The following is a 13,722-nucleotide window of genomic DNA, read 5'->3' on the forward strand; positions in this document are numbered from 1 at the left end:
GCCGACGTGGGTGAGCAGGCCGAGGCAGATGGCGTCGCGGTCGTCGCCGGCGCCGCCCCCTGCGGTGCTCAGGCGGGGTAGGCGTGGGTCTCGGTGGCCTTGACCGACGCCCAGATCCGCTGGCCCGGGGTCAGGTCGAGGTCGGCGAGGGCGGCGGGGGTGATGTCGGCGAAGACGGTGATGGGGCCGTCGAGGTGGACGCGGACATTGTCGCCGTGCCGTTCGATGCCGTCGATGCGGGCCTGCCACAGGTTGCGCGGGCTGCCGTCCGGCCGGGTGCGGTACAGGGCGACGGCGGTGGGCGGGAAAGCCACGAACGCGGGCCCGTCCAGGCCTTCGCAGGTGCTGAGCGGCAACTCGCCCACCTTGACCCGGGCCCCGTCCGCGGCGCCCCGGTAGAGGTTGAGCCCGACGAGGCGGGCCACGTAGTCGGTGCGCGGGCGGCGGGCCACTTCGGACGGTGCGCCTTCCTGCACGACGGCGCCGTTCTCGATGACGATCAGCCGGTCGGCCAGCACCATGGCGTCGAGCGGGTCGTGGGTGACCAGGACGGTGGCGCCGTCGAAGTCCGCCAGGTGGCGGCGGAGCTGGGAGCGGACCTCCAGCCGGGTGTGCGCGTCCAGCGCGGCCAGTGGCTCGTCCAGCAGCAGCAACTGGGGCCGTACGGCCAGCGCGCGGGCGAGCGCGACCCGCTGGGCCTGGCCGCCGGACAACTGCCGGGGCCTCGCGGCGGCACGGTCGGCCAGGCCGACCCGCTCCAGCAGGGCGGCGGCGGCACGGCGGGCCTCGGCCTTGGGCACGCCCTGGCAGCGTGGGCCGAAGGCGACGTTGTCCAGCGCCGACAGGTGCGGGAAGAGCAGGTAGTTCTGGAACACCATGCCGATCGGGCGCTGCTCGGCGGGCAGGGTGTGCAGCCGGCGGCCGTCGAGGACGATCTCGCCCCGGGACAGTGCGGTGAGCCCGGCCAGGGCGCGCAGCGCGGTGGTCTTGCCCGCGCCGTTCGGGCCGAGCAGCGCCACCACCTCGCCGGCGACGACCTGGAGTTCGAGGTCGAGGGTGAAGGCGGGCCGGGTGACGACCAGGTGGGCGTGCAGCGTCATGGCGCGCTCACCCACCGGTCGCGCAAGCTCGCCAGGATGATCACCGAGACGGCCAGCAGCACCAGGCTGAGCACGATCGCCGCCTCCGGCTCGGTCTCCAGCGCCAGGTAGACGGCCAGCGGCATGGTGCGGGTGGTGCCGGGGAAGTTGCCCGCGAACGTGATCGTCGCACCGAACTCGCCCAGCGCCCGCGCCCAGCACAACACCGCTCCGGCCACCACGCCCGGCATGACCATCGGCAGGGTGACGCGCCGGAAGACGATCCAGCGTGAGGCGCCCAGGGTGGCCGCGGCCTCCTCGAAGCGCCGGTCGGCGCCACGCAGCGCGCCCTCGACGCTGATGACCAGGAACGGCATCGCGACGAACGCCTCGGCGACGATCACACCCGTCGTGGTGAACGGCAGCGTGATGCCGAAGCCGGCCTCCAGCCACTGCCCGACCAGCCCGCGCCGGCCGAGCACGAGCAGCAACGCCACGCCGCCCACCACCGGCGGCAGCACCAGCGGCACGGTGACCAGGGCCCGCACCAGGCGCCGGCCGGGAAAGTCCACCCGGGCCAGCAGCCAGGCCAGCGGAACGCCGAGCAGCAGGCAGAACGCGGTCGCGACGGTGGCGGTCATCAGCGACAGCCGCAGCGCCTCCAGCACCTGCGGCTCGGCCAGCCGCTGGAGCAGCGTGGACCAGGGCGCCCGTACCAGCAGCCCGGCCAGCGGCAGGACCAGGAAGACCAGTCCGAGCACCGCGGGCACGACCAGCACCCACGGCAGCCGCCCCGCGATCTCCCGGCCCGCCGTCGAACGCCCGGCCGGCCCGCCACGCGGGTCCGCCGAGCCGAGCTGTTCCGGCGCAGAGGAGGTCACGGTCAGGGCGCCTCGAAGCCGGCCTTGGTGAGCACGTCCCTGCCCTGCTGCGACAGCACCAGATCGACGAACCGCCCGGCCAGATCACCGGCGGGTGCCTTGGCCAGAGCCGCGATCGGATAGTCGTTGACCGCCTGGTCCGCCTCCGGGAACGCGATCCCGGTCACCTTGCCCGCCGAGGCGATCACGTCGGTCTTGTAGACCAGCGCGGCGTCCACCTCACCGAGTTCGACCTTGGTCAGCGTGGCCTTGACGTCCTGCTCCAGGGTGACCGGGGTGACCTTCAGCCCGGCCGCGTCCAGCGCCTTGACCGCCGCGGCGCCGCACGGCACCTGCTCGGCGCAGAGCGCCACCTTCACCTTCGCGTCGGCGAGGTCCCGCAGTGCGTCCACCTGGGCCGGGTTGTCCTTCGGCACGGCGATCTGCAGCTTGTTGCGGACGAACGTGGTCGGCGGGGCCGCCGGCGACGCGTCGGTGACGGTCTTCATCGTGGCCGGGCTGGCCGCCGCGAACACATCGGCCGGCGCGCCCTGGACGATCTGCTGGGCCAGTGTCGCGCTGGAGCCGAAGTTGAATTTCACGGTCGTACCCGGGTGCGCGGCCTCGAAGGTCTTGCCGAGCTGGGTGAACGTGCCGGTCAGCGAGGCCGCAGCGAACACGGTCACCTCCTTTGCCCCGCCACCGGCGGCCGACGCCGACGCGGAGGTCGTGGCCGGTTGGCCGGAGCCGCAGCCGGACAGGCCCGCCAGCGCGAGCGCGACGGGCAGGGCGATCGCCCATCGGGAAGGACGCCTGGACACCACCACGGGGGGCTCCTCACAGGTGACTGGCCACGCGTTCGTGACCGGGGATCTCCACGACGACGTTGGTGGACTTGATCACGGCGACCGCCACCACCCCCACCTCCAGGCCGAGTTCGTCGGCGGCCTGGCGGCTCATCAGCGACACCACCCGGAACGGCCCCGCGGCGATCTCCACCTGCGCCATCACCGCGTCGCGAATCACCTCGGTGACGATCCCGCGAAAGCGGTTACGCGCCGACGAACGGCCGCCGTCGACCGTCTCGACCTGGCCACGGGCGAAGGCCGCCAGGTCGGCGCCGTTGACCCGCCGGTGGCCGTGCTCGTCCCGCTCGGCCGTCAGCCGGCCCGCGTCCACCCACCGGCGGACGGTGTCGGAGCTGACCCCGAGCAGCGCCGCGGCCTCGCTGATCCGGAACGTCGTCACAAACCCTCACCATACACTGCGCACATTCCAGCCCGCATGCCGCTCTATGGCCGCAAGAGCGGCATGGTTCATGGCTTCGGCATGGCATCCGCGAGGTCCGAGGGTCTTCCGCGGGGCTCGGTGTCACCACCCCTGGGCCGCCGCGTCGGCAGTCGCCACCGCGGAAGCGGGCGGGGATATTGCGTGCAGCAGCGATCTTTGCCAGGCTGGCGGGACGCCCGCGGGAACGCCGATGACAGGCGGCGTCGCGTGGCTGGTGAGCCGGGAAGCCTGGTCGGCGCTTCGACCCGCCCCCGTTCGGAAAGGCTTCCCGTTGACCTCCTCGACCATCTACACCTCGCCTGCCGGCGAGCGGCGCGTCCGCGACTGGTGCCGAGACCGGCTGGACTCCTGGGCGACACCCCACCGGACGCGCACCCTGGAGACCTTCCTGGGAAGCACGACGGTGGTCATCGCCGGGCAGGGGCCCGGCGTGCTGCTGCTGCCGGGCACCAACTTCTGTGCCGCGACCATGCTGGAGGTCGCGGACGCCCTGCTGCCGGACCATCAGGTGATCATGGCGGACCTGCCGGGCCAGCCAGGCCTGAGCGCACCGCATCGGCCGGGGAGGGGGCGCCTTGCCGCCTACGGGCGGTGGGCCGGGGACGTCATCGGCCAGGTGAGCACCGGGCCTGTCGTGGTGGTGGGGCACTCGCTCGGCGCTGCCGTGGCCCTGGCGGCGCGACCAGCGCCGCGGATCGGCGGCCTGATACTCGTGTCCCCGGCCGGACTGAGCCGAGCCCGCCTCACTCCCGCGCTGCTCGGCGTCACCCTGCCGTGGCTGGCTGCTCCCACGACCGGGCGCAGTCAGGCGCTGCTGCGGTACATGAGCGGTCACCTACGCGGGCTGACCGACTCCGATCATCTGCTGGGGGAGTGGATGACCCTCGTTTCCCGGCACAGCCGCACCAGTTTGGCTCCGCCGCCACTGCCCGCACCCGTCCTGCGCCGCTGGGCGGGCACTCGGGTGGTCGTGGCGACCGGGGTGGAGGATTGTTTCTACCCGCCCGCCCGGGTCGGGGGGCCGGCTCGCGTCCTGCTGGGCACCGATGTGGTCGCCGTGCCGGGGCTGGGGCATCTGGGCCCGCACGAGGACGTCACGCTTGTGCCCGCCCTGCTTGATCGCCTGTGGGGCCGGCGACGCACGCCGTGAAGGTTCTGCCTTGACGACGATCAGCCGGACCGTTTCTGGTGCCAGCGTTCGAGCAGGGCGGGGATCTCGCCCAGCAGAAACTCGTAGAAGTCGCGCAGTTGCGCCAGCCGCCGGTGTGCGGGGTCGTGCTCGGCGGTGGTCTCGATCCCGGTCCGCGCGGCCTGCAGCACGGCCTGGAAGATCGCGTTCTGGCTGGTGAACAGCCTGGCCCAGGCGTCGTCGTGGAGCCGGTAGTGTTCGCGGCGGCTGCCGGGGGCGGGCAGGCGTTCGATGAGGCCGACCGACAGCAGGGACTTGACCGCGCCCGAGACGGCGCCCGCGCTGGCTTCGAGTCTTTCGGCGATCTCGCCCGCGGTGACGCTGTCCTGGTCGGTGAAGAGGAAGACCGCCAGAGTGCGGGCCGCCATGCGCTGCAGCCCGCCTTCGGCCAAGGTCAGGGCCAGTTGTTCGGCCGCCTCCCACTGCTTCTCCTGCCCGTCACCCATGGTGTCCAGAATAGCGAACGCCATATCTCTTCAGAAATTTCTGAAAGTTCAGTATAGTCGTGACCATCGGCTCCGTCTGCGACGAACCGATGGTGTGCCGGGAAGCCTGGTCGGCGATGTGAAAGCCACGACACGTCGATGAGGACCCGATGACCCTGCAGCCCCAGCGCCGCCCACCCCGCTACGTTCGCGGCCCCGGCACCGGCGAGCCACCGGCCACAGCGCGCGAACCGGCCACACCGGCGCACCAGATCCTCCCCGCCCCCGACCACCCGTCAGCCCACCGGCTGGCCCTCACCCCTGGAACGCCATGAAACTGCTCGTTCTCGGCGGCACTCACCACGTCGGCCGCGCCCTCGTCGAAACCGCGCTGCTGCGGGGCGACAAGGTGACCACGCTCAACCGTGGCCTCAGCCGCCCCCCGGCCCCCGGCGTGGAGCCGCTCATCGCCGACCGCACCGACACCCGCGCACTCGCCGCCGCCCTCGGCGATGGTCAGTGGGACGCCGTCATCGACACCTGGGCCTGGGCCCCGCGCGTCGTACGGGACAGCGCCCGCCTGCTGGCCGGCCGTACCGGACACTACGGCTACGTCTCCAGCCGCGGCGTGCACCGCTGGCCCTGGCCCGCGGGCGCCGACGAGAGCGCCCCGCTCGTCGACGGCGACCCGGCCGGCACCGGCAGCGAGGACTACGCCGCCGCCAAACGCGGCGGCGAGATGGCGGTGACCGAGACCTATGGTGAGCGGGCACTGCTGGCAAGAGCGGGGATGATCCTCGGCCCGTACGAGGACGTCGGCCGCATCCCCTGGTGGCTGCGCCGCCTGGAGAAGGGCGGCCGGGTGCTCGCCCCCGGCCCGGCCGACGCGCCCCTGCAGTACATCGACGCCCGCGACCTGGCGGCCTGGATGCTGCACTGCGCCGAACACGGCATCGGCGGCGCCTACACCGTGACCGGCCGCCCCGGCGAGATCACGATCGGGCGGTTGCTGGAGACCGCGCTGGAGGTGACCGGCTTCGACGCCGAACTGGTGTGGGCGCCCGAGGAACTGCTGCGCCGGGAAGGCGTGTGGCTGGGCATGGAGTTCGGCCTGCGCTTCCCGCACGACACGGCCCCGACCGGCATGAACGACGCCGACGTCGGCGCCGCGTTCGCCGCCGGACTGACCACCCGCCCGCTCCGCGACACCATCGCCGACACCTGGGCCTGGCTGCAGGCCGAAGGCGACCCCACCCCGCGCCCCGACGCGCCCTCACCCGACACCTGGCTCGACCCCGCCGCCGAGCAGCGCGTTCTCGACCAGCTCTGAACCCCACCAGCGACAAGCAAGGAACCCTCATGCGCGCCGTCATCGTCGGAGCCGGCATCGCCGGCCTGGCCGCCGCCCTGCGGCTGTCCCAGATCGGCTGGGACAGCCTCCTCATCGAACGCGCCCCGCAGCGCCGCAGCGGCGGCTACGCCGTCACCTTCGGCGGCATCGGCCACGAAGCCGCCGAGCGGATGGGCATCCTGCCCGAACTGGAGAGGAAGGCCTTCGTCACCGAGGAGCTCGTCTACCACAAACCCAACGGAGCCCGGCGCTTCTCCCTCACCCGCGAGACCATCGCCGCCACCGCCGGCCCCCGATCCATGACGATCCTGCGCGGCGACATCGAAACCGTCCTGTACGAGCGGGTCCGCGACATCGCCGAGTTCCGTTTCGGCACCACCGTCACCGCCGTCGACCAGGACGCCCACACCGTCCGCGTGACCCTGAGCGACGGCACCGTGGAGCACGCGGACCTGCTCATCGGCGCCGACGGCCTGCATTCGGCCACCCGCGCCCTGCTCTTCGGCCCCGAGCGCGACTTCCTGCTCGACCTGGAGCACAAGGTCGCCGTCTACATGCTCGACAAGCGCCCGGCCGCCATCGCCCCCGGCACCACGGGCACCCTGTCCTCCGGCGGTCGCACCGCCGCGGTGATCAGCGTCGGCGACGGCCGCAACGTCGCCTTCTTCGGCTACCGCACCCGCCACGCCGCCCCGGGCGAGGACGCGGCCACGCAACTGCGCCGCGTCTACGGCGACCTCGGCTGGGTCATCCCGGAAGCACTGGACGGCCTGGAGCGAGCCGACTCCGTCTACTTCGACACCATCAGCCAGGTCGTGGCTCCCACCTGGAGCCGCGGCCGCGTCGTCCTGCTCGGCGACGCCGCCTGGTGCGTCACGCTGTTCGCCGGGTACGGCTCGGCCCTGGCCGTCGGCGGCGCCGACCGGCTCGGCACCGAACTGGAGCGCCACCCCGGCAACGTCGCCGCCGCGCTGGCCGCGTGGGAGGCCGCGCTGCGGCCCGAGGTGGACCGGAAACAGAAGCTCGGCCGCCGGGTCAAAGGCGTCTACGCGCCCGCCAACCCGTTCCTGCTGTGGCTGACCCAGCTTCCGCTGCGCCTGGCCGCCCTGCCGCCGGTGCGCCGGTACATGACCCGACGCTTCATCAAGGGCTGAATCCAGCGTCGGGGCCGGCCATGGTGTCGCCGGACAGAGCGCGGTAGAACCCGGCGAGCCAGCCCCGCACGTCGGGCTCGATCTCGGACTCGGCCCGGCCGGGCTCCTGGAAGTAGGAGACGTAGAACTCCTCCAGCCCGCCCATCTGAGCGAACGCCTCGCTCGGCCGGGGACCGCCCGGCGGCGCGTAGGGCACGCTCAAGATGCCGACCCCCCGGAACACCTCCGGTGCCAGCAGCGCGGAGTGCGCCGCGATCGTCGCGCCCCAATCGTGGCCGATGATCACCGCCGACGACTCGCCGAAAGATCCGTTGCCATGTCAGCAAACGCTGCGTTTCCCGGCCGCGTACGGGTGGCGCCCGGCGCGCGTCGGCCCGCGGCCGAGGCCAGGAGCCGTGATCAGGGTAAGGAGGGCATGACGATGCCCGGACCGGGCGCCTCCGGTCCGGGCATCGTCATCATCCACTGACGCAGGGCGAATCGTTGAGCCGGAAGGCGCCCGGCGGATCGTTGGCGGTGCCGGATCTGGTGGCGAGGAAGCCGAACTCCACCTTTCCGCCCTTGGCGGGGATGGTGGCGTTCCACCCGGCGTCAGTCACGGCGACGTCCGGGCCGCTCTGGGCGAAGGCGCCGTTCCACGACTGGGTGAGCTGCTGGCCGTTGGCGAACGACCAGCCGAGCTTCCAGCGCTGCACGGGGCTGCCCGCCTGGTTGGTGATCGTCACACTGGCCTGGAAGCCGCCCTGCCACTGGTTGACGACCTTGTAGGTGACCTTGCAGGACGCGTCCGGCGTGGGAGTCGGGTCAGGGTCGGAGCCGCCCGGCGGGATGACGATGGTGCTGATGGAGTTGGCGGGGAAGGTGCCGGTGAAGCCGCTGGAGTCCACCGGGACATCGGCGGCGCGCTCGATGGCCGCCAGGTTGGCGGCGCTGTAGCGGTAGACCCGGGCCGAGGAGGCCCCGGTGCGGCCGGTGACGACGACGTCGCTGGTCAGCTCCTCGCCGGTCTTGTTGACCACGACCAGGGTGAGGGCCTTGTCGGCGGCGCGCTCGGCCGCGTACACGGCCAGCTTGCCCTGGTCCGCGCTGGTGGCCCGGACGGCGCTCTCGCCGAACGCGCCGCCCTTGCCGTCGTAGTCGCGGTACATGCGGAAGGCGTGGGCGACCGGCTCGTCGGTCTTCGGTGCCGTCCACAGCGTGGCCAGGTCGAGCTTCTCCCGGCCGAAGATTCCGAGGATGTCGGCTTGGGCGAGGGCGCCGTTGATGTGCCCGTAGGCGCCCCAGCTGTACTCGGTCATGGCTACCTTGGTGCCCGGATAGTGCCGGGCGACCAGCTCCCGCATCCTGGGGATCATACGGACCGGCTGGTTGATCCAGCTCTCGTCCACGTAGGCGGGATCCCAGAGCTGGCGGGTCGAGCGCAGCCGCCGCTCCTGCGTGGCGGCGTCCCCGGCCTCATCGTCGTGCACCCCGGCCTGCTGCGGATAGATGTGGATGTCGAAGTAGTCGAGGATGCGGGTGCCGTGCTGTTGCTCGTAGGCGCGCATCCGGTCCAGGTACCACGGGCCGAGATCCACGCCGCCGTGAGCGGCCCGGTCCGGCGGGTTGCTCCAGCAGCCGGTCTCGGCGCAGGTCTGTTGGTCCAGCCCGGAGTAGAAGATCGAGTTCAGGCCCCAGCCGACCGGGCCCAGCGTCTTGGCGCCCGGGTCGGCGGCCTTGATCGCCGCGGCGTACGCGTAGGTGCGCTCGCGTAGCTCGTCATAGCCCAGGCCGGTGGGCCGCACGTCACGGTGGGTCGAGTGCCACAGGTCCGGCTCGTTGTCCAGGTTGTAGAACCGGACGCCGCCGTCGGCCGCGGTCCCGTGGCGGCTCTTGAGATGCGTGATCCAGTCGGTGACGTACCGGGGGCCGACCTCGACGCTGGTGTCGTGCGGGTCGTTGCCGGTCACCGCCGTTCCGTCCGGTTTCTTGCCGTTGCCGCAGTCGGGTGTCCACGGGTCGGTGGACTGTTGCGGACCGTACTTGGCGACGCTGAAGCCGCAGGCCTTGGCCCGTTCCTTGGCCACCCAGCCGACCATCGGCACGGTGAGGATGGTCTGCGTTCCCGTGGCCTTGTCCTGCTCGACGAAGCGGTCGGTCTCCGAGCCGGCCGGCAGGGTGGACGGGTCCGGATTGTCGTTGGGGATGTTCTCGAAGTACCAGTCCCCGGCACGGTTGGTGGTGTCGTTGCGGAAGTTGTAACGAGTCGTGTGGTTGCCGCCCCACCGGTGAACCGGCAGCCGCAGATCCCGGGCCAGCTCCTCGTCGGCGAAGTTCATGCCATAGACCAGCGGACTGATGGGGTAGCGCTCAGCCGTCATGTCGACGGCCAGCGCAGGACCGGTGGCGGTGGCGCGAGCCAGGCCGGTCAGCTGCCCGATGCCCAGACCCCCGGCCAGCAGACCGGCCAGAGCCGCCGACCATAACGCACTTCTTCGACGCACCGGCAATCCCTTCCCCTGCGCGTGTGCTCCCGGGTTCGGGAAGCTCCGACAGCGTGGGGCGGGCCCTGAACGGGTGTCAATCACTCGCCTGGCGGTCCCGGAATCGTATGAGGTCGCTTCTGAAACTTTCGGAGATCACCGCCGCCCGCCGTACCGCAGCCGGCAGAAGTCCGGAACAGGCGCCACTCATCGTTCGATCCCGGTCAGGTTCTTGCACGAAGGGCTGTGCTGATCTTCTATGGAGGCGATTCCCGACCGCTACGTGGACAACGGCTCCTGGTGGTCCGACCGCACGGCCGCGGCCCGGGGAGCCGACACGATACCGACATGAAGGAGAACAAAGTGCTGACTGTCAAACGCGCCTTGGGTGGAATACTCCTCGCCGGCGGGATACTCGCCGGATCACTTGCACCGGCCACGGCCGCAGGAGCCGCACCGGCATCCGGCGCTCACCGCTCGGCCCCCGCCCCTCAGGACGCCGGCGTCCTTTCGGCTCCCATCGGCAAGCGGTGTGGCGCCTACCTCACCGGCGAGGCGTGGGGCGCGGATCTCCGCTACTACCACTGCGGAGACACCAGAATCTTCGTCGAAATAGACAACATCTCCGGACCCAACCAATACACGTGCGTGGATCCCTGGGAAGACAAGTACCTCGCGGAACGCCAGACCGCCGATAACGCGTGGTACATAGGCCTGTGCTAGAAGGACACCGTCCACACGCCGCCCGGCGTTCGCTCCCGGCGGCGCCGGGAGCCCTGCTCGCCCGGACCGGGAGCGGGCCGGGCGCGCGGGCCGGGAGCGGGCCGGGCGCGCGGGCCGGGCTTCACTGGAGGGTCGGCCGTCCGATGCCGGGCAGGGCGGCCTCCAGGTACGAGGCGACCTGGAAGACGGTCACGTCGTCGTAGGTGCGGCCCACGATCTGCACGCCGGTCGGTACGCCGGTGGCGGCCAGCCCCGACGGGACGGACAGGACCGGGCAGCGGCTGGCGATGTTGAAGGGGATCGTCATGACCCCGAGCATGTAGTGGCCGGTCTCGCCGTTGACGGGCAGTGGGCCGCCGTCGTGCTCGGCGGGGAAGGCCGGCACCGCCATGGTCGGGCAGAGCAGCGCGTCGAAGCGTTCCAGCAGCTCACCGAGCGGCCGGTAGATCATGCCCTCCAACTCCATGCCCTGGTAGAAGCTGAGCTCCGGCTTGGTCTCGGCGAACCGTCGGGTGTAGTCCGACAGCAGGTCCGCATGCTCGACGGCCAGCTCGCCGATCCCGGCGCCGAAGATGCCCGCGAAATGGGCGTCGGCGGCCGCCATGATCTGCGCCCTAGTCCACGGCAGCGCGACCTCCTCCACGGCCGCGCCGGCCGCGCGCAGCGCCTCGGCGGCGGCGAGTGTGCCCGCGACGACGTCCGGCTCCACCAGGTAGTCGCCGAGTGTCAGCGACACGGCGATCCGCATCCCGCGCACGTCGCCGGTGAGCGGCGGGAGCACCAGTTTGGGCCGGACCGAGGCCACGTCCCACGGGTGCGGGCCGGCGATGACGTTCTGCAGCAGGGCGGCGTCGGCGACGGTGCGGGCCATGGGGCCGTCGTGGCAGTACTGGTCGAGGTTGAACGGCGGCAGCGCGGGCACCCGCCCGAAGGGCGGCTTGAACCCGACCACCCCGCAGGAGGAGGCGGGGATGCGGATGGATCCGCCGATGTCGGAACCTGTGGCCAGCAGCGAGGTGCCCGCGGCCAGGGAGGCGCCGGAGCCGCCCGAGGAGCCGCCGGGCGAGTAGTCGAGGTTCCAGGGGTTGCGCGTCACGCCCCACAGCCTGCTGTTGGTGAACCCGGCGCAGCTGAACTCGGGCGTCGTGGTGCGGGCGTGGATGATGCCGCCGGCCTGCGCGATCCGGGTGACCACCGGATGGGTCTCCTCGGCGATCATGCCCTGCAGCAGGAGCGAGCCCTCCTCGTGGGTGTGGCCCTCGATGGGATGCTCCTCCTTGATCGCCACCGGGATGCCTTCGAGTGGCCTGGCGGTGCCGTTCAGGTAGGCGATCTCGGCCGTCCTGGCCTGCTCCATGGCCGACTCGTACCGGCTTTCGGTGAAGGCGTTGACTCGTGGTTCGACCGCCTCGGCCCGGTCGATGACGGCGGTGAGCAGTTCCACGGGTGACAGCTCGCGTCTGGACATGAGGGTGCGGGCCTCGGCGGCCGACAGGTAACACAACATTTCCGGAGAACTCCTTAGAAGGCGGGCCGCGGGACGGAATCCAGCAGGAGCCGCGTGTACTCGTGGCCGGGAGCGGTCAGCACCCGCGCCGTCGGACCCGACTCGACGATCCGGCCGCGCCGCATGACGGCCACGTGATCGGTCACGCAGCCGACCACGGCCAGGTCGTGGGTGATGAACAGGTAGGAGACGTCGCCCGCGGCGCGGATCTCGGCCAGCAGGCCGAGGATCTGCGCCTGGACCGAGACGTCCAGCGCGGCCACGGCCTCGTCGAGCACCAGCACCTTGGGCCGCACGGCCAGCGCCCTGGCGATGGCGACGCGCTGCCGCTGGCCGCCCGACAGCTCCCTGGGCAGCGCCCGCGCCGCACGCGGGCCGAGACCGACCTGGTCGAGCAGCTCGGCCACCCGTTCCCGGTGCGGCTCGCCGGGAAAGTGCAGCCGCAGCACCTCGGCCAGCGACTCCTGTACGGCGAGGCGCGGGTCGAGCGAGCCGAGAGGATCCTGGAAGACGATCTGGATCAGCCTCGCCCTGGCCTTGCGGCCGAGCGCCGCCAGCGGCTTCCCCGCCACCAGCACCGTGCCGGCGTCGGGCCGCTCCAGCCCGAGCAGCAGCCTGGCCGTCGTGGTCTTGCCCGAGCCCGACTCTCCCACCAGGCCCAGCGAGCCGCCCGCCGCCAGGTCGAGGCCGACGTCGTCCACGGCGGTGAACGCGCCGTACCGCTTGCGCAGGCCGCGCACTTCGAGGTCGTTGCTCACCGTTCCGCCTTCACGCAGGCCACCCCGTCCACCAGGGGCGGGGCCGCGGCCGTACAGTTGTCGACGGCGTCGGGGCAGCGCGGGCTGAACGGGCAGCCCGGGAGAGCCGACAGCAGGTCGGGCGGACGCCCGGGGATCGGCGGCGGCAGGGCGCCCCGGTGAGCGAGGCGCGGGGTGGCGGCCAGCAGGCCCGCGGTGTAGGGATGGCGCGGCCCGGCGAACAGCCGCCGCGTCGGGCCGGTCTCCATGACCCGGCCGGCGTACATGACGTAGACGCGGTCGCAGATCATGGCGGCCAGCTCCAGGTCGTGGGTGATGAACAGCATTCCGGTCCGGGTCCTGGCGCGCAGGTCGTGCAGCAGCCGGATGATCTCGGCCTGGGTGGTCACGTCCAGCGCGGTGGTGGGCTCGTCGGCCAGCAGCAGCCGGGGCCCGCCCGCCAGGGCCGCCGCGATCATCACCCGCTGGAGCATGCCGCCTGACAGCTCGTGCGGATGCTGGCGCACGTGCCGCTCGGGCTCCGGCAGGCCGACCATGCCCAGCAGCTCGACCGCCCGGGCGCGGGCCGCCCTGGCGCCGATCTCCGCCCTGAGGATCTCGGTGAGGAAGTCGCCGATCCGCCGGAAGGGGCTGATGGCCGCCCGCGGATCCTGGTAGATCATCGCGGCCGCGTGGGTCCGGTGGCGGCGCAGGCTCGCCGGGGACATGGACAGCACGTCGGCGCCGTCCATCCGGATCGCCCCGCCGGCCCGCGCGCCGTGCGGCAGCAGCCCGAGGACGGCCCGGGCGGTCAGGGACTTGCCGGATCCCGACTCGCCGACCAGGCCGACGGTCTCGTTCTCGGCCACGGTGAGCGAGATGTGGTCGATCGCCGGGCGGGCGGTGCGCGGCAGGCGTACCGCGAGGTCGTCGATCTCCAGCATG

General features: G+C 72.1%; 14 protein-coding genes. 4 read left to right on the top strand and 10 right to left on the bottom strand.

The annotated features are described in order from the left end of the window. Window positions 1–68: 68 nt before the first annotated feature. From ACGF0J_RS07810 to ACGF0J_RS07825, 4 genes are all read right to left on the bottom strand, one after another. Window positions 69–1,100, bottom strand: coding sequence for an ABC transporter ATP-binding protein (locus ACGF0J_RS07810; protein ID WP_393143098.1), 1,032 nt, complete (start codon window positions 1,098–1,100; stop codon window positions 69–71). After that, a complete protein-coding gene (locus ACGF0J_RS07815) occupies window positions 1,097–1,879 on the bottom strand; it encodes an ABC transporter permease (protein WP_393143900.1) in 783 nt (260 codons plus the stop codon). The genes ACGF0J_RS07810 and ACGF0J_RS07815 overlap by 4 nt, the downstream gene beginning before the upstream one ends. Window positions 1,880–1,962: 83 nt before the next feature. After that, a complete protein-coding gene (gene modA, locus ACGF0J_RS07820) occupies window positions 1,963–2,763 on the bottom strand; it encodes a molybdate ABC transporter substrate-binding protein (protein ID WP_393143902.1) in 801 nt (266 codons plus the stop codon). Between the two features lie 13 nt (window positions 2,764–2,776). Continuing rightward, window positions 2,777–3,187 carry a molybdopterin-binding protein gene (locus tag ACGF0J_RS07825; RefSeq protein ID WP_393143100.1) on the bottom strand — a complete coding sequence of 137 codons (411 nt, stop codon included), beginning with the start codon at window positions 3,185–3,187 and terminating at the stop codon, window positions 2,777–2,779. A 313-nt stretch (window positions 3,188–3,500) separates the two neighbouring features. Here ACGF0J_RS07825 and ACGF0J_RS07830 point away from each other — a divergent pair, with 313 nt between their 5' ends. Beyond that, the gene (locus ACGF0J_RS07830; protein WP_393143102.1) at window positions 3,501–4,379 is read left to right on the top strand and encodes an alpha/beta fold hydrolase; all 879 of its coding nucleotides are present in this window, start codon (window positions 3,501–3,503) and stop codon (window positions 4,377–4,379) included. Window positions 4,380–4,399: 20 nt separating this feature from the next. On the opposite strand, the gene ACGF0J_RS07835 is transcribed toward ACGF0J_RS07830, so the two are convergent. Then, the gene (locus ACGF0J_RS07835) at window positions 4,400–4,864 is read right to left on the bottom strand and encodes a GbsR/MarR family transcriptional regulator (RefSeq protein WP_393143104.1); all 465 of its coding nucleotides are present in this window, start codon (window positions 4,862–4,864) and stop codon (window positions 4,400–4,402) included. A gap of 310 nt (window positions 4,865–5,174) precedes the next feature. On the opposite strand from ACGF0J_RS07835, the gene ACGF0J_RS07840 reads away from it, so the two are divergent. After that, window positions 5,175–6,173: an NAD-dependent epimerase/dehydratase family protein gene (locus tag ACGF0J_RS07840; protein ID WP_393143106.1), complete on the top strand. Its 999-nt coding sequence runs from the start codon at window positions 5,175–5,177 to the stop codon at window positions 6,171–6,173. Window positions 6,174–6,202: 29 nt separating this feature from the next. Further along, the gene (locus tag ACGF0J_RS07845; RefSeq protein WP_393143108.1) at window positions 6,203–7,348 is read left to right on the top strand and encodes an FAD-dependent monooxygenase; all 1,146 of its coding nucleotides are present in this window, start codon (window positions 6,203–6,205) and stop codon (window positions 7,346–7,348) included. On the opposite strand, the gene ACGF0J_RS07850 is transcribed toward ACGF0J_RS07845, so the two are convergent. Next, on the bottom strand, window positions 7,338–7,634 hold the full coding sequence (locus tag ACGF0J_RS07850; protein WP_393143110.1) for a hypothetical protein: 297 nt from the start codon (window positions 7,632–7,634) through the stop codon (window positions 7,338–7,340). The genes ACGF0J_RS07845 and ACGF0J_RS07850 overlap by 11 nt on opposite strands. 172 nt (window positions 7,635–7,806) lie before the next feature. Then, entirely contained in the window at window positions 7,807–9,831 is a 2,025-nt protein-coding gene (locus ACGF0J_RS07855; RefSeq protein WP_393143112.1) for a glycoside hydrolase family 44 protein, read from the bottom strand. Window positions 9,832–10,158: 327 nt separating this feature from the next. Here ACGF0J_RS07855 and ACGF0J_RS07860 point away from each other — a divergent pair, with 327 nt between their 5' ends. Next, window positions 10,159–10,533, top strand: coding sequence for a DUF6355 family natural product biosynthesis protein (locus ACGF0J_RS07860; RefSeq protein WP_393143114.1), 375 nt, complete (start codon window positions 10,159–10,161; stop codon window positions 10,531–10,533). Window positions 10,534–10,654: 121 nt separating this feature from the next. Here ACGF0J_RS07860 and ACGF0J_RS07865 read toward each other — a convergent pair whose 3' ends face one another. From ACGF0J_RS07865 to ACGF0J_RS07875, 3 genes are read right to left on the bottom strand one after another with little or no spacing between them, the layout of a single operon-like run. Then, the gene (locus ACGF0J_RS07865; RefSeq protein ID WP_393143116.1) at window positions 10,655–12,040 is read right to left on the bottom strand and encodes an amidase; all 1,386 of its coding nucleotides are present in this window, start codon (window positions 12,038–12,040) and stop codon (window positions 10,655–10,657) included. A 14-nt stretch (window positions 12,041–12,054) separates the two neighbouring features. Further along, window positions 12,055–12,798, bottom strand: coding sequence for an ABC transporter ATP-binding protein (locus ACGF0J_RS07870; RefSeq protein WP_393143119.1), 744 nt, complete (start codon window positions 12,796–12,798; stop codon window positions 12,055–12,057). Further along, window positions 12,795–13,721 carry an ABC transporter ATP-binding protein gene (locus tag ACGF0J_RS07875; protein ID WP_393143121.1) on the bottom strand — a complete coding sequence of 309 codons (927 nt, stop codon included), beginning with the start codon at window positions 13,719–13,721 and terminating at the stop codon, window positions 12,795–12,797. Before ACGF0J_RS07875 ends, ACGF0J_RS07870 begins: the two co-directional genes overlap by 4 nt. Window position 13,722 lies beyond the last annotated feature (1 nt).

This window comes from Nonomuraea sp. NPDC047897 (assembly GCF_043204415.1).
Taxonomy (GTDB): domain Bacteria; phylum Actinomycetota; class Actinomycetes; order Streptosporangiales; family Streptosporangiaceae; genus Nonomuraea.

What these genes read in the sequence shown, in the direction of transcription:
- ACGF0J_RS07810 (WP_393143098.1), bottom strand. Translation starts at nt 1,100, where the DNA reads ATGACGCTGCACGCCCACCTGGTCGTCACCCGGCCCGCCTTCACCCTC.
- ACGF0J_RS07835 (WP_393143104.1), bottom strand. Translation starts at nt 4,864, where the DNA reads ATGGGTGACGGGCAGGAGAAGCAGTGGGAGGCGGCCGAACAACTGGCC.
- ACGF0J_RS07840 (WP_393143106.1), top strand. Translation starts at nt 5,175, where the DNA reads ATGAAACTGCTCGTTCTCGGCGGCACTCACCACGTCGGCCGCGCCCTC.
- ACGF0J_RS07845 (WP_393143108.1), top strand. Translation starts at nt 6,203, where the DNA reads ATGCGCGCCGTCATCGTCGGAGCCGGCATCGCCGGCCTGGCCGCCGCC.
- ACGF0J_RS07860 (WP_393143114.1), top strand. Translation starts at nt 10,159, where the DNA reads ATGAAGGAGAACAAAGTGCTGACTGTCAAACGCGCCTTGGGTGGAATA.
- ACGF0J_RS07865 (WP_393143116.1), bottom strand. Translation starts at nt 12,040, where the DNA reads ATGTTGTGTTACCTGTCGGCCGCCGAGGCCCGCACCCTCATGTCCAGA.
- ACGF0J_RS07875 (WP_393143121.1), bottom strand. Translation starts at nt 13,721, where the DNA reads ATGCTGGAGATCGACGACCTCGCGGTACGCCTGCCGCGCACCGCCCGC.